General features: G+C 72.8%; 19 protein-coding genes. 17 read left to right on the plus strand and 2 right to left on the minus strand.

What is annotated here, in order from left to right; genetic code table 11:
- The first annotated feature begins 7 nt into the window (after positions 1-7).
- The 17 genes from HGN31_RS11570 to recN all read left to right on the plus strand — a co-directional run bounded on the left by HGN31_RS11570 (position 8) and on the right by recN (position 22302).
- Complete coding sequence (locus HGN31_RS11570) at positions 8-1495, plus strand: UDP-N-acetylmuramoyl-L-alanyl-D-glutamate--2,6-diaminopimelate ligase (RefSeq protein WP_425325340.1); 1488 nt, start codon at positions 8-10, stop codon at positions 1493-1495.
- The gene (locus tag HGN31_RS11575; protein WP_168783281.1) at positions 1492-2928 is read left to right on the plus strand and encodes a UDP-N-acetylmuramoyl-tripeptide--D-alanyl-D-alanine ligase; all 1437 of its coding nucleotides are present in this window, start codon (positions 1492-1494) and stop codon (positions 2926-2928) included. Before HGN31_RS11570 ends, HGN31_RS11575 begins: the two co-directional genes overlap by 4 nt.
- Positions 2929-2961: 33 nt before the next feature.
- Entirely contained in the window at positions 2962-4047 is a 1086-nt protein-coding gene (mraY, locus tag HGN31_RS11580) for a phospho-N-acetylmuramoyl-pentapeptide-transferase (protein WP_168783282.1), read from the plus strand.
- Positions 4044-5903 carry an SLC13 family permease gene (locus HGN31_RS11585; RefSeq protein ID WP_168783283.1) on the plus strand — a complete coding sequence of 620 codons (1860 nt, stop codon included), beginning with the start codon at positions 4044-4046 and terminating at the stop codon, positions 5901-5903. Before mraY ends, HGN31_RS11585 begins: the two co-directional genes overlap by 4 nt.
- Complete coding sequence (gene murD, locus HGN31_RS11590) at positions 5900-7306, plus strand: UDP-N-acetylmuramoyl-L-alanine--D-glutamate ligase (protein WP_168783284.1); 1407 nt, start codon at positions 5900-5902, stop codon at positions 7304-7306. The genes HGN31_RS11585 and murD overlap by 4 nt, the downstream gene beginning before the upstream one ends.
- Positions 7307-7574: 268 nt before the next feature.
- Positions 7575-8741: a peptidoglycan glycosyltransferase FtsW gene (locus HGN31_RS11595; protein WP_168783285.1), complete on the plus strand. Its 1167-nt coding sequence runs from the start codon at positions 7575-7577 to the stop codon at positions 8739-8741.
- A complete protein-coding gene (locus HGN31_RS11600; protein ID WP_168783286.1) occupies positions 8738-9844 on the plus strand; it encodes a UDP-N-acetylglucosamine--N-acetylmuramyl-(pentapeptide) pyrophosphoryl-undecaprenol N-acetylglucosamine transferase in 1107 nt (368 codons plus the stop codon). Before HGN31_RS11595 ends, HGN31_RS11600 begins: the two co-directional genes overlap by 4 nt.
- Positions 9841-11268 carry a UDP-N-acetylmuramate--L-alanine ligase gene (gene murC / locus HGN31_RS11605; RefSeq protein ID WP_043132225.1) on the plus strand — a complete coding sequence of 476 codons (1428 nt, stop codon included), beginning with the start codon at positions 9841-9843 and terminating at the stop codon, positions 11266-11268. Before HGN31_RS11600 ends, murC begins: the two co-directional genes overlap by 4 nt.
- Before the next feature lie 13 nt (positions 11269-11281).
- Complete coding sequence (locus HGN31_RS11610) at positions 11282-11566, plus strand: hypothetical protein (RefSeq protein WP_168783287.1); 285 nt, start codon at positions 11282-11284, stop codon at positions 11564-11566.
- Between the two features lie 185 nt (positions 11567-11751).
- Positions 11752-12693 (plus strand): UDP-N-acetylmuramate dehydrogenase, encoded by a 942-nt coding sequence (gene murB / locus HGN31_RS11615; protein ID WP_168783288.1) that lies wholly within the window; start codon positions 11752-11754, stop codon positions 12691-12693.
- Between the two features lie 320 nt (positions 12694-13013).
- Positions 13014-13940: a D-alanine--D-alanine ligase gene (locus HGN31_RS11620; protein ID WP_244960997.1), complete on the plus strand. Its 927-nt coding sequence runs from the start codon at positions 13014-13016 to the stop codon at positions 13938-13940.
- Positions 13928-15064, plus strand: a complete 1137-nt coding sequence (locus tag HGN31_RS11625; RefSeq protein ID WP_244960999.1) for a cell division protein FtsQ/DivIB — start codon at positions 13928-13930, stop codon at positions 15062-15064. Before HGN31_RS11620 ends, HGN31_RS11625 begins: the two co-directional genes overlap by 13 nt.
- 69 nt (positions 15065-15133) lie before the next feature.
- Positions 15134-16483 carry a cell division protein FtsA gene (ftsA, locus tag HGN31_RS11630; RefSeq protein ID WP_036708011.1) on the plus strand — a complete coding sequence of 450 codons (1350 nt, stop codon included), beginning with the start codon at positions 15134-15136 and terminating at the stop codon, positions 16481-16483.
- Between the two features lie 215 nt (positions 16484-16698).
- Positions 16699-18357, plus strand: coding sequence for a cell division protein FtsZ (gene ftsZ, locus HGN31_RS11635; protein WP_168783290.1), 1659 nt, complete (start codon positions 16699-16701; stop codon positions 18355-18357).
- Between the two features lie 242 nt (positions 18358-18599).
- Positions 18600-19544: a UDP-3-O-acyl-N-acetylglucosamine deacetylase gene (lpxC, locus tag HGN31_RS11640; protein ID WP_168783291.1), complete on the plus strand. Its 945-nt coding sequence runs from the start codon at positions 18600-18602 to the stop codon at positions 19542-19544.
- Positions 19545-19767: 223 nt separating this feature from the next.
- Positions 19768-20613 (plus strand): outer membrane protein assembly factor BamD, encoded by an 846-nt coding sequence (locus HGN31_RS11645; protein ID WP_036700503.1) that lies wholly within the window; start codon positions 19768-19770, stop codon positions 20611-20613.
- Positions 20614-20631: 18 nt separating this feature from the next.
- Entirely contained in the window at positions 20632-22302 is a 1671-nt protein-coding gene (gene recN, locus HGN31_RS11650; protein ID WP_168783292.1) for a DNA repair protein RecN, read from the plus strand.
- 6 nt (positions 22303-22308) lie between these two features.
- On the opposite strand, the gene HGN31_RS11655 is transcribed toward recN, so the two are convergent.
- Together HGN31_RS11655 and HGN31_RS11660 are read right to left on the minus strand one after the other, a co-directional pair.
- The gene (locus HGN31_RS11655; RefSeq protein WP_168783293.1) at positions 22309-22503 is read right to left on the minus strand and encodes a YgaP family membrane protein; all 195 of its coding nucleotides are present in this window, start codon (positions 22501-22503) and stop codon (positions 22309-22311) included.
- Between the two features lie 118 nt (positions 22504-22621).
- Positions 22622-23044, minus strand: a complete 423-nt coding sequence (locus tag HGN31_RS11660) for a hypothetical protein (protein WP_168783294.1) — start codon at positions 23042-23044, stop codon at positions 22622-22624.
- Between the last annotated feature and the right edge of the window lie 9 nt (positions 23045-23053).

The raw sequence follows: 23053 nt of genomic DNA on the forward strand, positions 1-23053 counted from the left end.
CAAGGGGCTGCGGGTGCAGAGCGAGAAGAAACTGACGGGGCTGGGGCTGCGAGCGGCGGACGGGCGCGACCCCGCGATCACGGGGATTTCGGTCGATTCGCGCCAGGTCCGCGACGGGCACCTGTTCGCCGCGCTGCCCGGATCGGCCACCCACGGGGGCGAGTTCATCCCCTTCGCCCTGCGCCAGGGCGCGGCGGCGGTCCTGACCGATCGCGAGGGCGCGGCGCTGGCCGCCGAGGCGCTGGCGGGATCGGACGCAGCACTGGTCGTGGCCGAGGATGCCCGCGCCGCGCTGGCCGGTGCGGCGGCGCTGTGGTTCGCCGCCCAGCCCGAGACGGTGGTCGCCGTCACCGGCACCTCGGGCAAGACCTCGGTCACCAACTTCACCCGGCAGATCTGGCAGGCGCTGGGCCACAAGGCGATCAGCCTTGGCACGATGGGGGTCGAGGGCGACTATTCCGCCCGCCTCGCCCACACCACGCCCGAGCCGGTGACGCTGCACCGGGTGCTGGCCGAGGCCGCGGCCGCCGGCGTCACCCATGCGGCGATGGAGGCCTCGTCCCACGGGCTCGACCAGCGCCGGCTGGACGGGGTGCGGGTCGCGGCGGGGGCGTTCACCAACTTCAGCCAGGACCACCTCGACTATCACAAGGATTTCGACAGCTATTTCGCCGCCAAGGCGCTGCTGTTCAGCCACATCCTCGAACCCGGGGCGGCGGCGGTGATCTGCACCGACGAGCCGCGCGGGCGCGAGGCCGAGGCCATCGCCCGCGCCCGCGGGCTGCGCGTCACCACCTATGGCCGCGGCGAGGACTGCGACCTGCGCATCCTCGGCCAGCGCTACGACGCCACCGGGCAGGAGCTGCGGTTCTCGCTGGCGGGGCAGGTCCACATGGTCCGGCTTGAGCTGATCGGCGGGTTCCAGGCCGAGAACGTGCTCTGCGCGGCGGGCCTGTGCCTCGCCACCGGGGCGGACCCGGCGCAGGTGCTGGCGGCGCTGCCGGGGCTGACCACGGTGCGGGGGCGGATGCAGCTCGCCGCGCAGCGCGACAACGGGGCGGCGGTGTTCGTGGACTACGCCCACAAGCCCGGCGCGGTGATCGCGGCGCTGCAATCGCTGCGCCCGCACGTCATGGGCCGCATCGTCGCGGTGATCGGCGCCGGCGGCGACCGCGACCGCGGCAAGCGCCCGCTGATGGGCGAGGCCGCGCGGCAGTTCGCGGACGTGGTCTACGTCACCGACGACAACCCCCGGACCGAGGACCCGGCCGCGATCCGCGCCGAGGTCATGGCCGGCGCGGGCCCCGAGGCGACCGAGGTCGGCGACCGGGCCGAGGCGATCCTGCGCGCCGTGGACGGGCTCGAGCCCGGCGACGCCGCGCTGATCTGCGGCAAGGGCCACGAGACCGGGCAGATCGTCGGCAGCGACGTGTTCCCCTTCGACGACGCCGAGCAGGCCTCGGTCGCCGTCGCGGCGCTGGATGGCAAGCTGTGAGCCTCTGGACCGCAGCCGAGGCCGCCGCCGCCACCGGCGGCCGCGCGACGACCGACTGGGTCGCCGAGGGTCTCTCGATCGACACCCGCACGATCCGCCCGGGCGATCTGTTCGTGGCCCTGAAGGACGCCCGCGACGGGCATGACTTCGTGGCCCAGGCGCTCGAGAAGGGCGCGGCCGCCGCGCTCGTCAGCCGCATCCCCGAAGGGGTGGCCGCGGACGCGCCGCTGCTGGTCGTGGCGGACGTCGTGCCGGCGCTCGAGGCGCTGGGCCGGGCGGCGCGGGCGCGGACGCAGGGACGGGTGCTCGCCATCACCGGCTCGGTCGGCAAGACCTCGACCAAGGACATGGCCGCCGCGGCGCTCGCCCCGCAGGGCCGCGTCCACGCCGCCGAGGCGAGCCTCAACAACCACTGGGGCGTGCCGCTGACGCTGGCGCGGATGCCGGCCGACACCGATTTCGCCATTCTCGAACTGGGGATGAACCACCCCGGCGAGATCGCGCCCCTCGCCCGCATGGCCCGCCCGCATGTCGCCATGATCACCACCGTCGCCCCGGCGCATATGGAGGCGTTCGGCAGCCTCGACGGGATCGCCGTCGAAAAGGCGTCCATCTTCGAGGGGCTCGAGCCCGCGGGTCACGCGATCCTGCCCGAGCACCTGGGCGTGACCCCGATCCTGCGCGACGCCGCCGACCGGGCGGGCGCCATCGTCGTGGGCTTCGGCCGCGACGGCATGGCCAAGCCGCTCAGCGCCACCGCCGCGGACGGCGCGACGCAGGTGCGGGCGCGGGTGCTGGGCGAGACGCTCGACTTCACCCTCGCCACCGCGGGCGCGCATTTCGTGATGAACGCAGTCGGCGTTCTTGCCGCCGTCACCGCGCTCGGCGCCGATCCGCGCCGCGCGGCCGAGGGGCTGGCCGACTGGCGCCCCTACAAGGGCCGCGGCGGGGTCGAGCGGATCGGCGAAATCACGCTGATCGATGACAGCTATAACGCCAACCCGGCGAGCCTCGCCGCCGGTCTTGCCACCCTCGCGGGGATGCCGCCGGGCCGCCGGGTGGCGATCCTCGGTGACATGCTTGAAATGGGCGCCGACGAGCTGGCGCTGCATGCCGCCATCGCGGATTACCCGCAATTGCAAGAGGTTGCGCTGGTCCACGCCTGCGGCCCGCGGATGCGCGCGCTGATGGATGCGCTGCCCGACGACCGGCGCGGGCTCTGGTCCGAGGATGCCGCCGGGCTGATCGCCCGCGTGGACGAGCTGACCCGGCCGGGCGACGTGGTGTTCGTCAAGGGCTCCAAGGGGTCGCGGGTGGCAAGCGTGGTTGACGCGCTGCGCAAATCCCGGCAGAGCGCGCCCCCGGACCGCCCGGGCGACGGCGCGCCCGACGCCCCGCCGCCCGACCCGGCCGCGATCCCGACCCGACGCTGAACTGACCCGCCCGACCTGACCGAAGGAATCCCGATGCTCTACTGGCTTGCCACCCTGTCCCCGGACGGCGCCGGAGGGGTGTTCAACCTGTTCCGCTACATCACCTTCCGGGCCGGGGCGGCGTTCTTCACCGCGCTCATCTTCGGGTTCATCTTCGGCCGGCCGCTGATCGACTTTCTGCGCGTCAAGCAGAAGAAGGGCCAGCCGCTGCGCGAGATCGGGCCGGACCACTTCGCCAAGGCGGGGACGCCGACGATGGGCGGCATCCTGATCCTGTCGGCGCTGTTCGTCTCGACCCTGCTCTGGGCGCGGCTCGACAACGGCTACATCTGGATCGTGCTGCTGGTGACCGCAGCCTTCGCCGCCATCGGCTTTGCCGACGACTACGCCAAGGTGACCAAGCAGCACCACGCCGGGGTCTCGGGCCGGGTGCGGATGGGGATCGGGCTGGCGGTGGGCGCGCTCGCCGGCCTCGCGGCAGCGGCGCTGCACCCCGAGGCGCTCTCGGGTCAACTGGCGCTGCCGTTCTTCAAGAACGCGCTGATCAACCTCGGCATCTTCTTCGTCCCCTTCGCCATGCTGGTCATCGTCGGGGCCGCGAATGCCGTCAACCTCACCGACGGGCTGGACGGGCTGGCCATCGGCCCGGTGATGATCGCCGCCGCGACCTTCGGCATCATCTCGTATCTCGTCGGCAACGCCGTCTTCGCCAACTACCTCGGCGTCCACTTCGTCCCCGGCACCGGCGAGATCGCCGTCTTCGTCGCGGCGCTGATCGGCGGCGGGCTTGGCTTCCTGTGGTACAACGCCCCGCCCGCGGCGGTGTTCATGGGCGACACCGGCAGCCTCGCGCTCGGCGGCGCGCTGGGGGCCATCGCGGTCTGCATCAAGCACGAGATCGTGCTGGCCATCGTCGGCGGCCTGTTCGTGGTCGAGGCGCTGTCGGTCATCATCCAGGTGCTCTACTTCAAGCGCACCGGGCGCCGGGTGTTCCTGATGGCGCCGATCCACCATCACTTCGAGAAAAAGGGCTGGGCCGAGCCGCAGATCGTGATCCGCTTCTGGATCATCGCGGTGATCCTTGCTCTGATCGGTCTGGCCACGCTCAAACTCAGATGACCCAGGACCAGACGCTGATCTTCGCCATTCTCGCCGGGACGATCGGCCTGTTCCTGTGGGGAAGGCTGCGTCACGACCTGGTGGCGCTGATCGCGCTGGTGGCGGTGGTGCTGGCCGGGCTCGTCCCGGGGCGCGAGGCCTTTGCCGGGTTCAGCCAGCCCGCGGTGATCACCGTGGCCTGCGTGCTGATCCTCAGCCGGGCGCTGCAGACCACCGGGGCGGTGGACGTGCTGGCACGGCGGGTGCTGCCGCAGCAGGGGGGCGTGACCGTCTCGCTGCTGGCGCTGCTGTCGCTGGGCGCGCTGCTCTCGGCCTTCATGAACAACGTGGGCGCGATGGCGCTGCTGATGCCGGTCGCGGTGCGGCTGGCGCACCGCCACGACCGGGCGCCGGGGCAGGTGCTCATGCCGCTGGCGTTTGCCACGATGCTCGGCGGGATGACGACGCTGATCGGCACGCCGCCGAACCTCATCGTCTCGGGCCTGCGGGCCGAGGCGGGGCTCGGCCCCTACCGGATGTTCGACTTTGCCCCCGTGGGCGTCGCCGTGGCCGTGACCGGGGTGGTGGCGCTCGCGCTCTTCATCTGGCGGCTGGTGCCGGCGCGCCCCGCCGCGGGCGACGCCTTCGCCGTCGGCAGCTACCTGACCGAGCTGCGCGTCTCGGAAGGCTCTGCCGCCGCCCGCATGACCCTGCACGAGGCGGAAACCGAGTTCGCCAAGGAGGGCGCGCAGATCACCGGCCTCGTCCGCGGCGAGGTGCACCTGACCGCGCCGCGCGGATCGCGCAACATCCACGCCGGCGACATCCTGATCGTCGAGGGCGATGTCACCGCGCTGGGCGACGTGCTCGCCCGCCTCGGCCTCGCCCTCGAGCCGCGCGACGCCGCGGCGCGCGAGGCGGCCGAGGCAGCCGAGGCCGCCGAGGCGGCCGGCGACGAGGCCACCGAGGCCGCGGTCGAGGAAACCGCCCGGCCCGTCGCGGCGCTGGCGGCGCCGGCCTCGGACATCCAGATCCGCGAGTTCGTGGTGCTGCCCGGCTCGGACATCGTGGGCCGTTCGGCCATGGGGCTGGCGCTGCGCACGCGGCTGGGGGTGAACCTGCTCGCCCTCGGCCGCGAGGGGCGCCGCCAGACCTCGCGCCTGCGCGACACGCCGCTCGCCTCGGGCGACCTGCTGCTGGTCCAGGGACCGACCGAGGCGCTCACGCATTTCGGGGCCGAGCACGGCATCGTCCCGCTGGCCGAGCGCGGGCTGACGCTGCCCGACCGGCGGCGGGCGCTGGCGGCGGCCGGGTTCATGGCGCTGGGCGTGGGGCTCGCGGGGTTCGGGGTGCTGCCGACGGCGGTGGCGTTCCTGATCGCGGTGCTGGGGGTCATCATCACCGGGGCGCTGCCGCTGCGGATGATGTACGATTCGATCGACTGGCCGGTGATCGTGCTGCTCGGGGCGCTGATGCCGGTCGCCGCGGCGCTCGAGGCCACGGGCGGGGCCGAGCTGATCGCCCGCACCCTCGTCGGCAGCCTCGCCGACGGACGCCCGCTGCTGGCGCTGGGGCTGGTGCTGGTGGTCACGATGGTGCTGTCGGACGTGATGAACAACGCCGCCACCGCAGCGGTGATGACGCCCATCGCGCTCGGCATCGCCGACGTGCTGGGCGCGAACCCCGACAGCTTCCTCATGGCCGTCGCCATCGGCGCCTCCTGCGCCTTCCTCACGCCCATCGGGCACCAGAACAACACCCTGATCCTCGGTCCCGGCGGCTTCCGCTTCGGCGACTACTGGAAACCGGGGCTGGTGATCGAGGTGGTGGTGGCGGCCGTCTCCCTCCTCCTCCTGCCGATCGTGTGGCCGCTATGATCCCTGTGCTTGGTGTCGAGAACCAGACCATCGCCGTGCTGGGGCTCGGCCGCTCGGGCCGCGCCACCGCCGCGGCGCTCGCCGCCGGGGGCGCGCGCGTCGTCGCCTGGGACGACAGCGCCGAGACCCGCGCGAGTGCCGAGGCCGAGGGGCTGGCGCTCGTCGACCTGACCCGCGACGCGGGCTGGACCGAGGGGCGGATCGACGCGCTCATCACCTCGCCCGGGATCCCGCATCTCTACCCCGCGCCGCACCCGGCCATCGCCCAGGCGCTGGCCCGCGGGGTGCCGGTGGACAATGACATCGGCCTGTTCTTCCGCAGCTTCGCCGCGGACGGGTGGGAGGCGTTCGACACCCCCCCGCGGGTGATCTGCGTCACCGGCTCAAACGGCAAGTCGACCACGACGGCGCTGATCCACCACATCCTCGACCGCGCCGGCCGGCCGACCCAGATGGGCGGCAACATCGGCACCGGGGTGCTGTCGCTCGACCCGCCGGTGGATGGCGAGGTCGTCGTGCTCGAGCTGTCGTCCTATCAGACCGACCTCGCGCGGGCGCTGACCCCGGACGTGGCGGTGTTCACCAATCTCTCGCCCGACCACATGGACCGCCACGGCGGCATGGGCGGGTATTTCGCCGCCAAGCGGCGGCTCTTTGCCGAGGGCGGGCCGGACCGCTGCGTGATCGGCGTGGACGAGCCCGAGGGGCGCTATCTGGCAGGCCAGATGGGGCAGGGGCCGCAGGACGACCGGGTGATCCGCGTCTCGGTCGAGGGCAAGCTCGAGGGCTTCGGCTGGGCGGTGACAGCCCGCAAGGGGTTCCTGTCCGAGTGGCGCAAGGGCCGGCAGGTGGCCTCGATCGACCTGCGGGCCGTGACCGGGCTGCCGGGCGCCCACAACCACCAGAACGCCTGCGCGGCCTATGCCGCCTGCCGCGCCGTGGGCCTCGCCCCGCGCGAGATCGAGGCGGCGTTCCACGACTTCGCAGGCCTTCCGCACCGCAGCCAGACGGTGGCGACGCTGGGCGGGGTGCGCTGGGTCAACGATTCCAAGGCGACCAACGTCGACAGCGCCGAAAAGGCGCTGCTGGCGTTCGAGAACATCCGCTGGATCGTCGGCGGGCTGGGGAAAGAGGGCGGCATCGCCAGCCTCGCGCCGCTGTTCGGACGGGTGCGCAAGGCCTATCTCATCGGCCATTCGGCGCGCGACTTCGCGCTGCAGCTCGGCGCGACCCCGCACGAGGTCGTCGAGACGATGGAGGCCGCCGTCGCCCGCGCCCACGCCGAGGCCGAGCCGGGCGACACGGTGCTGCTCGCCCCCGCCTCGGCGAGCTTCGACCAGTACCCGAATTTCGAGAAACGCGGCGAGCATTTCACTGCGCTGGTGAACGCGCTGCCGCGCTGAGGGGCCGCGTCGCAGGGGGGCTGTCTGCCCCCGGGCGCGTGCGCGACTCCCCCCGAGGATAATCTGAACCGCCTGAGTCCGCCGTCCTCGGGGTTGGCCTCGGGCTGGATGAAAATATCCCGGGGGTCCGGGGGCTGGCCCCCGGTCCGGCGCCGATCGTCCCCGCGCGCCAATCGGCTGTAGCGCGGACGGGCCAACCGCGCTATCCTGCCTCGCAGACCCGGGGGCACATCCGGGCGAGGGCAGAGGCAGTGACGGCGGTAGTCCCATGACCGAGATGGTCTTTGGCGCCACACCCGCGCGGGTGGGCGATCCGATTCTTCCCCGCTGGTGGCGCACGGTGGACCGATGGTCGCTCGGCTTCGTGCTGGCGCTGTTCGGGGTCGGGCTCTTGCTCGGCCTCGCCGCGTCGGTGCCGCTGGCCGAGCGTAACGGGCTGCCGCAGTTCTACTATGTCACAAGGCAGGCGGTCTTCGGCGGCATCGGCATCGCGGTGATGCTGGTGATCTCGATGATGTCGCCGGTGCAGGTCCGCCGCTTCGGGGTAGTGCTGTTCGCGGGCGCGTTCCTGACCGTTGTCGCGCTGCCCTTCATCGGCACCGACTTCGGCAAGGGGGCGACGCGCTGGCTCAGCCTCGGCTTCGCCTCGGTCCAGCCGTCCGAGTTCCTCAAGCCCGGCTTCATCGCCCTCTGCGCGTGGTTCATGGCCTCGGCGCAGACGGTGGGCGGGCCGCCGGGGCGGCTCTATTCCTTCTTCGTCCTCGCCACCGTGGTGCTGCTGCTCGCGCTGCAGCCCGACTTCGGCCAGGCCTCGCTGATCCTCTTCGCCTGGCTGGTGATGTATTTCGTCTCGGGCGCGCCGGTCACGCTGATCGCGGGGATCATCGCGCTGGCCGCCGGCGCAGGCTCGTTCGCCTATGCCAACAGCGAGCATTTCGCCCGCCGCATCAACGGCTTCCTGTCGGCCGAGGTCGATCCGCGGACCCAGATCGGCTACGCCACCAACGCCATCCAGGAGGGCGGGTTCTTCGGCGTCGGCGTCGGCGAGGGCTCGGTCAAGTGGTCGCTGCCCGACGCCCACACTGACTTCATCATCGCGGTGGCGGCCGAGGAATACGGCTTCGTCATGGTGATGCTCATCATCGCGCTCTACTGCGCGATCGTGGTCCGCTCGCTCTGGAGGCTGCTGGCCGAGCGCGACCCGTTCGCGCGCATCGCCGGCACCGGGCTCGCCTGCGCCTTCGGCGTGCAGGCGCTGATCAACATGGGGGTGGCGGTGCGGCTCTTGCCGGCCAAGGGCATGACGCTGCCCTTCGTCAGCTACGGCGGCTCGTCGGTGATCGCCTCGGGGATCACGCTGGGGATGCTGCTGGCGCTGACCCGCAGGCGGCCGCAGAACCTGATCGCCGACGTGCTGGGGCGCGCCGGGCGATGAGCGAGGCGGCAGACGGCAGGGGCAGGCTGGCGCTGATCGCGGCCGGCGGCACCGGCGGGCACATGTTCCCGGCCCAGGCACTGGCCGAGCGGCTGCTCGAGGCGGGCTGGCGCGTGGTCCTGTCCACCGACGACCGCGGCGCGCGCTACGCGGGCGGGTTTCCGGCGGCGGTCGAGCGGCGGATCGTCCGTTCGGCCACCACGGCGCGGGGCGGGGCACTCGGCAAGCTCACCGCGCCGGCGGTGGTGGGGCAGGGGGTGGGTGCGGCCCTCCTCCAGATGCGGCGCGACCGGCCGGCGGTGGTGGTGGGGTTCGGCGGCTACCCGACCATCCCGGCGCTGAGCGCGGCGGTGGCGCTGGGCATCCCGCGCATGATCCATGAACAGAACGGGGTGATGGGGCGCGTGAACCGGCTGTTTGCCTCCCGCGTCCAGCGCGTCGCCTGCGGCACCTGGCCCACCGACCTGCCCGGGGGCGTCACCGGCATCCACACCGGCAACCCGGTCCGCCGCGCGGTGCTGGACCGCGCCGGGACGGCCTATCGCCCCCCGAATGGCGCGGGGGCGCTGAACCTCGTCGTCATCGGCGGCAGCCAGGGGGCGCGGGTGCTCTCGGCCACCGTGCCCGCGGCCGTTGCCGGCCTGCCCGAGGCCCTGCGCGCCCGCCTGCGGGTCAGCCACCAGGCCCGGGCCGAGGATGCCGAGGCGGTCGTCGCCGCCTACGCCGCCGCGGGAATCGCGGCCGAGGTGCAGCCGTTCTTCACCGACGTCCCCGAACGGCTTGCCGCCGCGCAGGCGGTGGTCAGCCGCGCGGGCGCCTCGTCCATCGCCGACATCACGGTGATCGGCCGGCCGGCGATCCTGATCCCCTATGCCGCCGCGACCGGCGACCACCAGACCGCCAATGCGCGGGCTCTTGCCGAAACCGGCGCCGCGATCCTTCTGCCCGAATCCGTGCTGGACGCGGACAGCCTGACGCGCGATCTGCGCGAGATCCTGTCGGACCCGGCGCGCGCCGCGCAGATGGCCGACACCGCCCTTTCGCTGGGCCGGCCCGACGCCGCCGCCCGACTGCATGACCTCGTGGAGGACCTTGCCGCATGAATGCTGCCACCAAACTGCCGGGCGAACTCGGCCCCATCCATTTCGTCGGCATCGGCGGCATCGGCATGTCCGGCATCGCCGAGGTGCTGATGACGCTGGGCTATGCCGTGCAGGGGTCGGACGCGAAGCGGTCGAAGATCACCGACCGGCTGGAAAAGCTCGGCGCCACCGTGTTCGAGGGCCAGCGGGCCGAGAACCTGGGCGAGGCCGGGGTAGTCGTCATCTCGACCGCCATCAAGAAGGGCAACCCCGAGCTGGAAGAGGCGCGCCGCCGCGGCCTGCCGGTCGTCCGCCGGGCCGAGATGCTGGCCGAGCTGATGCGGCTCAAGTCCAACATCGCCATCGCCGGCACCCACGGCAAGACGACCACCACGACGATGGTGGCGACGCTGCTCGACGCGGGCGGCTTCGACCCCACGGTCATCAACGGCGGGGTGATCCACGCCTACGGCTCGAACGCGCGGGCCGGCGCCGGCGAGTGGATGGTGGTCGAGGCCGACGAAAGCGACGGCAGCTTCAACCGCCTGCCCGCGACGATCGCCATCGTCACCAACATCGACCCCGAGCACATGGAGCACTGGGGCAGCTTCGACGCGCTGCGCAAGGGCTTCACCGACTTCGTGTCGAACATCCCCTTCTACGGGCTCGCGGTCTGCTGCACCGACCACCCCGAGGTGCAGAGCCTCGTCGGCCGTGTCACCGACCGGCGCGTGGTGACCTTCGGCTTCAACGCCCAGGCCGACGTGCGGGCCCTGAACCTGCGCTACGAGAACGGCGTCGCGCATTTCGACGTGGCGCTGCAGGGCGAGGCGGTGCTGAACGACGGCGAGGTGCCGGTGATCGAGGGCTGCACCCTGCCGATGCCGGGCGATCACAACGTCTCGAACGCGCTCTCGGCGGTGGCGGTGGCGCGGCACCTCGGGATGAAGCGGGCCGAGATCCGCGAGGCGCTCGCCAAGTTCGGCGGCGTCGGGCGGCGCTTCACCAAGGTGGGCGAGGTTGGCGGCGTCACCATCATCGACGACTACGGCCACCACCCGGTCGAGATCGCGGCCGTGCTCAAGGCCGCCCGGCAGGCGACGCAGGGCCGGGTGATCGCGGTCCACCAGCCGCACCGCTATTCGCGGCTCTCGAATCTCTTCGACGACTTCTGCACCTGCTTCAACGAGGCCGACGTGGTCGCCATCGCCGAGGTCTATTCGGCGGGCGAGGACCCGATCCCGGGCGCGAGCCGCGACGATCTGGTGGCCGGGCTGATCGCCCACGGCCACCGCCACGCCCGCGCCGTGATGGACGAGGACGACCTCGCCCGGCTGGTGCGCGAGCAGGCGCGGCCCGGCGACATGGTCGTGTGCCTCGGCGCCGGGACCATCTCGGCCTGGGCGAACGCGCTGCCCGAGCGGCTCACGGCGCGGGCCGCCTGAGCGGGGCGGGGCGGTGTTCTCCGACTACGCGCTCGCCGCGGCACTCGCGGGGACGCTGCCGGGGCTGGCGGCGTGGCTCGCCGCCCGGCGCTGGGGCCTCGCCGGGGTGCTGGGCGCGCTCGCGCTCTGCGCCGTGGTGGCGCTGGTCGGCTGGCCGCTGACGCGCGAGGTCCGCAGCGGCGACGCCCAGACCCGGCAGGCGGCGCTGATCTTCCTCGTCGCGGTGCCGGGCGTCGTGTCGCTGATCCTCGGCGCCGTCGCCGGGTTCTGGACCGCCCACCGCCGCCGGATCGGCTGAGGCGCCAGCTTTCCCCAAACCCTTTCTTTCTTGACCAAATATCCTCGGGGGGAGGGCGCCCGCACGGGCGCCCCGGGGGGCAGACAGCCCCCCGTGCCGACCCCGCCCGCCCGCGAGGCGCTTGTCACCGCGCGCCGCCTCGCCTACCCCCGGACCGAGAGCCAGTCCCCGCGAGGTCCCCCACCATGACCCTCCTCCCCACCCCGCGCGGCACGCTGACCGCCGACCGCCCGCTCGCCGACCTGACCTGGCTGCGCGTCGGTGGCCCGGCCGACTGGCTGTTCCAGCCTGCCGACCGCGACGACCTCGCCGCATTCCTCGCCGCGCTGCCCGCCGAGGTGCCGGTCTTACCGATGGGCGTCGGCTCGAACCTCATCGTCCGCGACGGCGGCATCCGCGGCGTGGTGATCCGCCTCGGCCGCGGCTTCAACGACGTCACCATCGAGGGCGACCGCGTGATCGCCGGCGCCGCCGCCCTCGACGCCCATGTGGCGCGCCGCGCGGCCGAGGCGGGGCGCGACCTGACCTTCCTCAGGACCATCCCCGGCAGCATCGGCGGGGCGATCCGCATGAACGCGGGCTGCTATGGCAGCTACATCGCCGACCACCTGATCGAGGCCGAGGTCGTGGCCCGCGACGGTGCGGTGCTGACCCTCACCCCCGACGAGCTGCAGTTCGACTATCGCCACAGCCACCTGCCCGAGGGCTGGGTGCTGACCCGCGCCAGCTTCCGCGCGGAAGCAGGCGACCCCGCGGCGCTGGTCGCGCGGATGCAGGACCAGCTGGCCCGTCGCGACGCGACCCAGCCCACGCGCGACCGCAGCGCCGGCTCGACCTTCCGCAACCCGGCCGGGTTCAGCTCGACGGGGCGGGCCGATGACGTCCACGACCTCAAGGCGTGGAAGCTGATCGAAGAGGCGGGGCTGCGCGGCCACCGACTCGGCGGCGCGCAGATGAGCGAGAAGCACCCCAATTTCCTGATCAACACCGGCGACGCCTCGGCGGCGGAGCTTGAGGCGCTGGGCGAACTGGTGCGGGCGCGGGTCCGCGCGATGGCCGGGCTCGACCTCACGTGGGAGGTGATCCGCGTGGGCGAGCCGGCCGACTCGGACGCGCCTGCCGCCTGAGGCGCCGCGCGCTGGCGGGGCGGGGGGCGCAGGCTCGTGAGAGCGTCACCGACGACCCCCGGCCCTGAAGCCAACGCAAGCCCCACCCCGCCCCGCAGTCCCCGGGCGAGGGGCGACAATCTGCCTCTCACCCGCGCGTTGCGACGGAAAGACCCTTTTCCCGCGCACGGGCTTGTGAGTATCATGCCGGGCAAGGCCGACACCTCCGCGAAGGGGGCGCGGTCGGGGCAACGTCCCCGGAAAACCAGTCCCGGACAACCGGGCGAAAGGCAGATGTGGCGGGCAGGTCGAGCAGGACAGCCCACACCGTAGCGGTCCTGATGGGCGGCCCCTCGGCAGAGCACGAGGTGTCGCTGTCCACGGGGCGCGAATGCGCCAAGGCGCTGCGGGTGGCGGGATTTGAGGTGGTCGAGGTCACGCTCGGCCGCGGCGATGCGGCTGGCGCGTCGGTCGCCGGAACGGGTGACCGGGGCGGGGCCGAACTGGCCCGGCGGCTCGCCGAGCAGCGCCCGGACGTCGTCTTCAACGCGCTCCACGGCCGCTATGGCGAGGATGGCTGCGTGCAGGGGCTGCTCGAGTGGCTTGGGCTGCCCTACACCCATTCCGGCGTGCTCGCCTCGGCCCTGGCGATGGACAAGACCCGCGCCAAGCACGCCTTCCGCGAGGCCGGGCTGCCGATCGTGGCCAGCGTCATCGCCGACCGCGAGGACGTGCGTGCGGGCCACGTCATGCCGCCCCCCTACGTGGTCAAGCCGAACGATGAGGGCTCGTCGGTCGGCGTCTATATCGTCCACGAGGGCGACCCGGCCCCTGCGCTCTCAGACGCCATGCCCGCGCGGGTGATGGTCGAGGCCTATGCCCCGGGGCGCGAGCTGACCGCCACGGTCATGGGCGACCGGGCGCTGGCGGTGACCGAGATCGTCACCGACGGCTGGTACGACTACGACGCGAAATACGCCGAGGGCGGCTCGCGCCACGTCATCCCGGCGGCGATCCCGGCCGAGATCACCGCGGCCTGCCTCGACTACGCGCTGCGCGCGCACCGGGCGCTTGGCTGCCGCGGGCTGTCGCGCACCGACTTCCGCTGGGACGAATCGCGCGGCGTGGACGGGCTGGTGCTGCTCGAGACGAACACCCAGCCGGGGATGACGCCGACCTCGCTCGCCCCCGAGCAGGCCGCCCATGCGGGCATCGCCTTCCCCGATCTGTGCCGCTGGATGGTGGAGGACGCGCTGTGCAGGGACTGACCCGCCCCGGACCGATGGGCGAGGCCGCGGCCCGCCCGGCCCCCGCCCGGCGCGCCGGCGCCCGCCCCCAGCCCGCCCGCGCCCCGCGGCGTGAGCCGGGGCCGTCGCGGCTGGCCTATCGTCTCAACCGGATGTGGCTCACGCCGCTCTACCGCCGGCTGCTGCGGGTGGGGCTGCCGGCCTTCCTGATCTGCATGATCGGCGGGCTCTACCTCGCCGACGACACCCGCCGGGCGAATCTCTCGGGCGGGCTCACCGCGATGGTCGAGAAGATCCAGTCGCGCGAGGCCTTCATGGTCCACCGGATGGAGATCGAGGGCGCCTCGCCCGCGGTCGACAAGGGGCTGCGCGCCATGCTGCCGGTGACGCTGCCGGCGTCCAGCTTCGACATCGACCTGCCGAAGCTCAGGATGCAGATCCAGATGCTCGACGCGGTCGAGCACGTCGATCTGCGCATCCAGCCGGGCGGCATCCTGTCGGCGGTGGTGACCGAGCGGACGCCCGTGGTCCTCTGGCGCCACGCGCGCGGGATCGAGCTTCTGGACAAGACCGGGCACCGCGTCGCCTCGGTCACCTCGCGCGACCTGCGCCGTGACCTGCCGGTGATCGCGGGCGAGGGGGCCGGGGCGCGCGCGCCCGAGGCCCTGGCGCTGATCGACGCCGCCGGGCCGATCCTGCCGCGGCTGCGCGGGCTCGAGCGGATGGGCGAGCGGCGCTGGGACGTCGTGCTCGACCGCGGGCAGCGGATCATGCTGCCGACCGAGAACCCGCTGCCCGCGCTCGAGGCGGCGCTGGCGATGGAGAAGGCCGACGGGCTTCTGTCCCGCGACGTGGTGGCGGTCGACCTGCGCGACCCGGCCCGCCCGGTGCTGCGGATGGGGCTGACGGCGCAGAACACCGTTCGCCGCGCGCTGGGGATGAACCCGCTCGGCCCCGACGGGGTCGAGATCGAGCCCGAGGAGGGCGCCCGCGTCGGCGCCGCGGCCCCGGCCGGGACCGGCAAGGGCAAGGCGGCGACGGCGGCCAAGGGGCCGGCGAAGGGCAAGGCCACCACCAAGGCCAAGGCCTCGGGCGGCAAGACCGGCAAGGCGGCCGCCGCGCCGGCGCCGAAGGGGCGCGGCTGAGGACAGGCGGCGGCCCCGGTACAAGGGGCCTCGCCGAGAGAGAGAACCGAGGGGCAGGGAGGAACAGGGATGCGCGATCTTTACGAAGCCCAGCGGGCGATGCGGCAGATGCGGCGGCAGGCGATGGCGCGCGGCGTGCTGGCCGTGCTCGACATCGGCACCTCGAAGATCACCTGCATCATCCTGCAGTTCGACGGCCCCGGCCAGTTCCGCGAGACCGACGGCGTCGGCCCGATGGCCGGGCAGTCCTCGTTCCGCGTCATCGGCCAGTTCACCACCCAGTCGCGCGGCGTCCGCTACGGCGAGATCGAGACGATGGCCGAGACCGAGCGCTGCGTCCGCCACGCCGTCTCTGCCGCGCAGAAACAGGCGGGCGTGCGGGTCGATCACGTCATCGCCACGCTGTCGGGCGGGCGCCCCTCGTCCTACGGGCTGGCGGGCGAGATCGCGCTCAAGTCCGGCAAGGTGACCGAGCCCGACGTGGGCGCCGCCATCGCCGCCTGCGACGCCCCCGATTTCGGCCGCAACCGCGAGGTGCTGCACGCCCAGCCGGTGAACTTCGCGGTGGACGCGCGCTCGGGCCTGTCGGACCCGCGCGACATCGTCGGCAACCGGCTGGCGGTGGACATGCACGTGCTGACGCTGGATGGCTCGACAGCCTCGAACCTCGTCCACTGCATCCGCCGCTGCGACCTCGAGCTCGCGGGCGTGGGCTCGGCCGCCTATGCCGCCGGCCGCGCGGCGCTGGTCGAGGACGAGCAGGAACTCGGCGCCGCCTGCATCGACATGGGCGGCGGCGTCACCGGCGTGTCGCTGTTTCTCAAGAAGCACATGATCTTTGCCGACGCGGTGCGGATGGGCGGCGATCTGGTGACCCGCGACATCAGCCAGGGGCTGCGGGTGCCGATGGCGACGGCGGAATGGCTGAAGACCCGGCACGGCGGGCTCGAGGCCACGGGCCGCGACGACCGCGAGATGATCGACGTGACCAACGTGCCGGGGGCGGGCATGGCCGAGGACTGGAACGGCGAGCGCCGGTCCGTCAGCCGCGCCGACCTGATCGGGATAATGCGCCCGCGGGTCGAAGAGATCCTCGACGAGGTCCGGGGCGTGCTGGATGCCGCGGGATTCGACCAGATGCCCTCGCGGCAGGTGGTGCTGACCGGGGGCGCGAGCCAGATCCCCGGGCTCGACACGCTGGCCGCGCGTATCCTCGGGCAGAACGTCCGGGTGGGGCGGCCGCTGCGCATCCACGGGCTGGCGCAGCAGCACACCGCGCCCTGCCACGCGGCGACGGTCGGCCTCGCGCTGCACGCGGCCAACCCGCAGGACGAGTGGTGGGACTTCGAGATGCCGGTGGAACGGGGCGGGGTGACGGGCCTCAAGCGGGCCTATCGCTGGTTCCGCAACAACTGGTGACCGCAACCGGTGACCGCGGGGCCGCCCCGAACCACCACGGTTAGGGGTTTCGGCAACATACCGCTGATCGGCCCCGTCGGGCACGGCATATTTTGTGGATATCTGCGGATTTCCCCATGACGCTTGGCGCGAATCTGGCTAGGCTGCACGGGGATACAGGGGATTCGACCGGGCGCCCAACGACCCGGCAACCAGAAACGGAAGGGCAGGCGGCGATGAATCTGAACCTGATGATGACCGACGACCAGGAGCTGCGTCCGCGCATCACCGTCTTCGGTGTCGGCGGCGCGGGCGGCAACGCGGTCAACAACATGATCGAGAAGCGGCTCGACGGGGTCGAGTTCGTGGTGGCCAACACCGACGCGCAGGCGCTGGCGCAAAGCCGCGCCGAAAGCCGCGTCCAGCTTGGGCCCAAGGTGACCGAGGGGCTGGGCGCGGGCGCCAAGCCCTTGATCGGCGCCAAGGCCGCCGAAGAGACCATCGAGGATATCGTCGATCACCTGATGGGCGCGCACATGTGCTTCATCACCGCCGGCATGGGCGGCGGCACCGGCACCGGCGCCGCCCCGATCATCGCCCAGGCCGCGCGCGAGATGGGCATCCTGACCGTCGGCGTCGTGACCAAGCCCTTCCAGTTCGAGGGCTCGAAGCGGATGCGGCAGGCCGACGAGGGCGTCGAGGCGCTGCAGAAGGTCGTCGACACCCTGATCATCATCCCGAACCAGAACCTGTTCCGGATCGCCAACGAAAAGACCACCTTCACCGAGGCCTTCGCCATGGCCGACGACGTCCTCTACCAGGGCGTCAAGGGCGTGACCGACCTGATGGTGCGGCCGGGCCTGATCAACCTCGACTTCGCCGACGTGCGCGCGGTGATGGACGAGATGGGCAAGGCGATGATGGGCACCGGCGAGGCGACCGGCGACAACCGCGCCGTCGAGGCGGCGGAAAAGGCCATCGCGAACCCGCTGCTGGACGAGATCAGCCTCAACGGTGCCAAGGGCGTGCTCATCAACATCACCGGCGGCCACGACCTCACGCTGTTCGAGATGGACGAGGCGGCCGAGAAGATCCGCGAGAAGGTCGACCCCGAGGCCAACATCATCGTCGGCTCGACGCTCGACCCCGAGCTCGAGGGCACGGTGCGGGTGTCGGTCGTGGCGACCGGCATCGACCTCGCCGCGGCGGCCGCCGCCGAGCCGCCGGCCCCGCGCCGCGGCCTGCGCGAGCCGCTGACCCAGCACCCGGCGGTGGCGCAGAAGCCCGCCGCCAGCGCCGACGAGGATGACGCGGTGCCCGCGCGCCGCACCCCGGTCATCGAGGCGCCGGTTGCCCGTGCCCCGCTGGACGAGGCGCTGCCCGAGCCGGCCTATCGCCCCGCCGAGCCGCGCCCCGAACCGCGTTACGACGCGCTGCGCGAGGAAGAGCGCGCCGAGAGCCGCGCCGAGACCCGGCCCGAGCCGCGCATCGACCCGCGCAGCTACGACCGCCGCCTGAGCGACGACCCGAGCGGCTACACCGCGCCGGTGCGCCCGCAAGGCGGCCGCGGCCAGCCCTCGGCCGAAGCCGCCGCCCGGATCGAGCGCATCCGCGCCCGCGCCGACGAGTCGCCGCGCCGCCCTGCCGCGCCGCCGCCCGCCCCCGAGGCGCCGCGCGGCCCGGCCCGCATGGCCGGCCTCGGCCGGATGATGGAGCGGTTGGCCGGCCACCACGGCGAGCAGGAGCGTCCGCGCCCCGAGACCATCGCCGAGCGCGTCAGCGACCGGATGGCCCGTGCGCGTCAGGCCGAAACCGACTTCGACGACCTCGCCGCGCCCGACTCGGCCAAGGAGAACGTCGAGATCCCGGCCTTCCTGCGCCGTCAGGCGAACTGACGACCGCCTCGCGCCCCGATCACGTCGGGGCGACCGGACCAGCCTTTCGGGGGCCGCTGCGGCGGCCCCTTTCTCATGTATTCCAAAGACTTGCGTCTCACGGGCCGCGCCACGCCCGCCGCCGGCCGGGCGATGTTACAGACGGTCATAATTCGTTAATTGAGCCAGGGTCAGGGCCGACCTACCTCGGTTGCATCGGGGACCATCCCCGCAAGAAACGTAGAACAGACGGACCCGAAACCATGCAGGCCACCCTCGCCACCCCAGCCCGATTTGCGGGCGTCGGCCTTCACACCGGCGCGCCCGTGCGGATGACCATGCATCCCGCGCCGGCCGGGCATGGCGTGGTGTTCCGCCGCACCGACCTTCGCGGCGCGCTGGTTCCGGCGCGCTGGGACGCGGTCGTGCCTTCGCAGCTCTGCACCCTGCTGGCGGGCGAGAACGGCGCCACCGTCTCGACCGTCGAGCACGTCATGGCGGCGCTGGCCGGGACCGGCATCCACAACGTGCTGATCGACATCGACGGCCCCGAGGCGCCGATCCTCGACGGTTCGGCCGCGCCCTTCGTGGCCGGGATCGTGGCGGCGGGCCTCGTCCAGTCGGACGCGCCGCTGCGCGCCATCCGGGTGCTGAAGCCGGTCGAGGTCCATGACGGCGCGGGCTTCGCCCGGCTGTCGCCCGCCGATCATCTGCAGATGGAGTTCGCGATCGACTTCGCCGATGCGGCCATCGGGCGTCAGGAAAAGACGCTCGACCTCGCCAACGGGGCGTTCCAGCGCGAGCTGATGGACAGCCGCACCTTCTGCCGGCAGTCGGACGTCGAGTCGATGAAGGCCCGTGGCCTCGCGCTCGGCGGCACCTACTTCAACGCCGTGGTGGTGGACGGCGACCGGGTGCTCTCGCCCGGTGGGATGCGCCACCGCGACGAGCCGGTCCGTCACAAGATGCTGGACGCGGTGGGCGATCTCGCGCTCGCCGGGGCCCCGCTGCTCGCGCGTTATACCGGCAATCGGGCCGGGCACGCGATGACCAACCGGCTGCTCAGGACGCTGTTCGCCACGCCCGACGCGTGGGAGTGGGTGACCTGCAGCACCGACTGCGTGCAGCGCCTGCCCGGCGCGGGCGTGGTGCGGCCGCGCGTCGCCCCGGCCAAGCGCGACGCCGCGCGCGCGGTGATGGTGGCCTGAACCTCGGCCAGCGGGTGCGGCAAGCGCCCGCTGCCCAGCGACGCCAACGCGCCGATCACCCCACCGATAACGCCTCTGGCACCGCCATCTTGCCCTTTTGCGCGCCCCGATGTTGTGTGCTAGGACGGCGAAGCCGCGCGGCCGGGCGGAGTCGCCTCGGCTGCCCGACAGACGGTACGAGCCCGCAGACGACCACCGCAGACGACGGACGGACAGGACGCAGATGACAGTCAGGAACTTGCGGCGCGTTGTCATGTCGGCGGTGGTGGTGGCGACGCTCGCGGCCTGCGGCGGCGGCGATCCGGGCGCCAACAAGCAGCCGCTGGACAATTTCACCGCCGAGCAGATCTACAAGCGCGGCGAGTACGAGCTGGAGAACGGCAAGCGCCCCAAGGACGCGGTGCATTACTTCGCCGAGGTCGAGCGGCTCTACCCCTATTCCGACTGGGCCAAGCGCGCGCTCATCATGCAGGCCTTCGCCTATCACAAGGCACGCCAGTATGACGAAGCCCGCGGCGCGGCGCAGCGGTTCATCGACAACTACCCCGGCGACGAGGATGCGGCCTACGCCAAGTATCTGCTCGCGCTCAGCTATTACGACCAGATCGACGAGGTCGGCCGCGACCAGGGCCTGACCTTCCAGGCGCTGCAGGCGCTGCGCGAGGTGATCGAGCAGTATCCCGACAGCGAATACGCCCGCTCGGCGGTGCTCAAGTTCGACCTGTCCTTCGACCATCTCGCCGGCAAGGAGATGGAGATCGGCCGCTACTACCTCAAGCGCGGCCACTATACCGCCGCGATCAACCGCTTCCGCGTCGTGGTCGAGGATTACCAGACCACCACCCACACGCCCGAGGCGCTGATGCGGCTGGTCGAATCCTACCTCGCGCTCGGCCTGACCAACGAGGCGCAGACGGCGGGGGCCATCCTCGGCCACAACTTCCAGTCCTCGCCCTATTACCAGGACGCCTATGCCCAGCTGCGCGGCCGTGGCCTGACCGCGACGCCGCAGGGCAATTCGTGGCTGACCAAGGTTTACCGCCAGGTGATCCAGGGCAAGTGGCTCTGACGCCCGGGAGGGCCGGCGATGCTGCGAAGCCTCGACATCCGCGACATGCTGCTGATCGACCGGCTGGCGCTCGACTTCGCGCCGGGGCTGAACGTGCTCACCGGCGAGACGGGGGCGGGCAAGTCGATCCTGCTCGACTGCCTGGGCTTCGTGCTGGGCTGGCGGGGCCGGGCGGAACTGGTGCGGCAGGGGGCGTCGCAGGGCGAGGTGACGGCGGTCTTTGACCTGCCGGCCGCGCATCCGGCCCGCGCGCTGCTGGTCGAGGCGGGGATCGAGGCGGGGGATGAGCTGATCCTGCGCCGGGTCAACGCCGCCGACGGGCGCAAGTCCGGCTGGGTCAACGACCGGCGGGTGTCGGGCGAGGTGCTGCGCAATCTTTCGGACGTGCTGGTCGAGCTGCACGGGCAGCACGACGACCGCGGGCTTCTGAACCCGCGCGGCCACCGCCAGCTTCTCGACGCCTTCGCCGGGATCGACCTTGCGCCCCTGCGCGCGGCCTGGGGCGCGCGGCGGCAGGCCCGCGCGGCGCTCGACGCGGCCGAGGAACAGCTCGAGGCCGCCCGGCGCGAAGAGGATTTCCTGCGCCACGCGGTGGCCGAGCTGGAAAAGCTCGACCCGCAGCCGGGCGAGGAGGCGACGCTCGACGTGGCCCGCCGGCAGATGCAGGCGGCCGAACGCATCCGCGGCGACGTGGCCCGCGCGCTCGCGCTGCTCGCGGGCGGCGGCGGTGAGCCGGGGGCCGAGGGCGCGATGGTCGAGGCGGTGCGCTGGCTCGAGGGTGCGTCCGGCAAGACCGGCGCCGAGGAGGGCACGCCCGACCCGCTCGAGGCGCCGCTGGCGGCGCTCGGCCGGGCGCTGATCGAGCTGGGCGAGGCGACCGGCGGGATCGAGGCCGCGCTCGAGGCGATGGAGTTCGACCCCGGCACGCTCGAGGCGACGGAAGAGCGGCTGTTCGCGGTGCGGGCGCTCGCGCGCAAGCACGACGTGCTGCCCGACAACCTGGCCACGCTGGCGGGCGAGCTGTCGGCGCGGCTGGCTGCGCTCGACGCGGGCGAGGCGCGGATGGGTGAGCTGACCCGGGCGCTGGCCGCGGCGGGGGCGGCCTATGAGGCGGCGGCGGCCGAGGTGTCGGCGGCGCGGGCCGAGGCGGCGGGGCGGCTCGATGCCGCGATGGCGGCCGAGCTGGCGCCGCTGAAGATGGAGCGGGCGGTGTTCGAGACCCGGCTGTCGCCCGGCGAACCCGGCCCCGAGGGGCAGGACACGGTGGCCTTCACCGTCGCCACCAACCCCGGCGCGCCGGCGGGACCGCTCGACCGCATTGCTTCGGGCGGCGAGCTATCGCGGTTCCTCTTGGCGCTCAAGGTGGTGCTGGCGCAGGGCGCCGACCCGCTGGTGATGATCTTCGACGAGATCGACCGCGGCGTGGGCGGGGCCACGGCGGATGCCGTGGGCCGGCGGCTCGCGCGGCTGGCCGAAGGGGCGCAGGTGCTGGTCGTCACCCACTCGCCGCAGGTGGCGGCGCGGGGCGAGCGCCATTTCCGGGTGGCGAAGTCGGTCGAGGATGGCGCCACGACCTCGCGCGTCGAGCCGCTGTCGGCCGGCGCGCGGGTCGAGGAGCTGGCGCGGATGCTCGCGGGCGAAGAGGTCACCCCGGCCGCCCGCGCCGCGGCCGAGGCGCTGCTGGCCTGAGCCGCCTCAGCGGCGGCGGCAGGTGTTGATGCCCAGAAGCGTGTAGAGCCCGCACCAGCCGAGCAGGCCGGTCGCCAGCGGGATGATCCCGAGCAGGAACAGCCAGCGCATCGGCGCCGCGGGATAGACGAAGTAGAGCGCGATGAGAATCAGCCCGACGATGATGCGGACGATGCGCTCGGTGGTGCCGATGTTGGCCATGGGGGCCTCCTGTCATATTCTGTGAGCGGAATATAACAGGAGGCGGACGGTCTGTCATCGGCCCCGGGCCCATCTGCGGCGCGCAGATCGTCGCAGGTGGGGCCGGGGTCGCGGCGGGTCAGTCGAGGATCGCCTCGACCACCCGCAGGATTGACAGGATGCGGCCGGTCTCGCTGTCGACGCGCATCAAGCGGCCGTTCACGATCGCATAGCGCTGCCCGGACGGAGCATCGCGCACGCCGTAGAGGCCCGGGCGCGTCACCACGTGCACCCGGCGCAGGTCGATGATGTCGCCGACCTTGCCGGCCTGTCCGGGGGGCAGGCAGGCCGGGTCCTTCTTCGCCAGCCCCGGCGGGCAGGCGCGGGCGGTCACGCCGCGGGCGGGCTGGGCGCGGTTCGGGGCGGCGCGCTCGGCCTTGTCGGCGCGCGTGACGTGGCCCTTGCCGTTGCCCTGACCGGCGTGGGCGGGCTTGTCGGCCAGCGCCGCCAGCGGCAGGGCGAGCGCGACGCAGCCCGCGGCGAGAGTGGAGACAAGGCGCATGGGTTCACC

Origin of the sequence: Paracoccus sanguinis (assembly GCF_012689545.1) — a bacterium.
Classification (GTDB): Bacteria; Pseudomonadota; Alphaproteobacteria; order Rhodobacterales; family Rhodobacteraceae; genus Paracoccus; species Paracoccus panacisoli.

Excerpts from the sequence above, each read along its gene's own strand:
- ftsZ (WP_168783290.1), top strand. The coding sequence starts at position 16,699 with ATGAATCTGAACCTGATGATGACCGACGACCAGGAGCTGCGTCCGCGC.
- lpxC (WP_168783291.1), top strand. The coding sequence starts at position 18,600 with ATGCAGGCCACCCTCGCCACCCCAGCCCGATTTGCGGGCGTCGGCCTT.
- murD (WP_168783284.1), top strand. The coding sequence starts at position 5,900 with ATGATCCCTGTGCTTGGTGTCGAGAACCAGACCATCGCCGTGCTGGGG.
- HGN31_RS11600 (WP_168783286.1), top strand. The coding sequence starts at position 8,738 with ATGAGCGAGGCGGCAGACGGCAGGGGCAGGCTGGCGCTGATCGCGGCC.
- HGN31_RS11660 (WP_168783294.1), bottom strand. The coding sequence starts at position 23,044 with ATGCGCCTTGTCTCCACTCTCGCCGCGGGCTGCGTCGCGCTCGCCCTG.
- murB (WP_168783288.1), top strand. The coding sequence starts at position 11,752 with ATGACCCTCCTCCCCACCCCGCGCGGCACGCTGACCGCCGACCGCCCG.
- murC (WP_043132225.1), top strand. The coding sequence starts at position 9,841 with ATGAATGCTGCCACCAAACTGCCGGGCGAACTCGGCCCCATCCATTTC.
- HGN31_RS11655 (WP_168783293.1), bottom strand. The coding sequence starts at position 22,503 with ATGGCCAACATCGGCACCACCGAGCGCATCGTCCGCATCATCGTCGGG.
- HGN31_RS11620 (WP_244960997.1), top strand. The coding sequence starts at position 13,014 with ATGGGCGGCCCCTCGGCAGAGCACGAGGTGTCGCTGTCCACGGGGCGC.
- recN (WP_168783292.1), top strand. The coding sequence starts at position 20,632 with ATGCTGCGAAGCCTCGACATCCGCGACATGCTGCTGATCGACCGGCTG.
- ftsA (WP_036708011.1), top strand. The coding sequence starts at position 15,134 with ATGCGCGATCTTTACGAAGCCCAGCGGGCGATGCGGCAGATGCGGCGG.
- HGN31_RS11585 (WP_168783283.1), top strand. The coding sequence starts at position 4,044 with ATGACCCAGGACCAGACGCTGATCTTCGCCATTCTCGCCGGGACGATC.
- HGN31_RS11645 (WP_036700503.1), top strand. The coding sequence starts at position 19,768 with ATGACAGTCAGGAACTTGCGGCGCGTTGTCATGTCGGCGGTGGTGGTG.
- mraY (WP_168783282.1), top strand. The coding sequence starts at position 2,962 with ATGCTCTACTGGCTTGCCACCCTGTCCCCGGACGGCGCCGGAGGGGTG.
- HGN31_RS11595 (WP_168783285.1), top strand. The coding sequence starts at position 7,575 with ATGACCGAGATGGTCTTTGGCGCCACACCCGCGCGGGTGGGCGATCCG.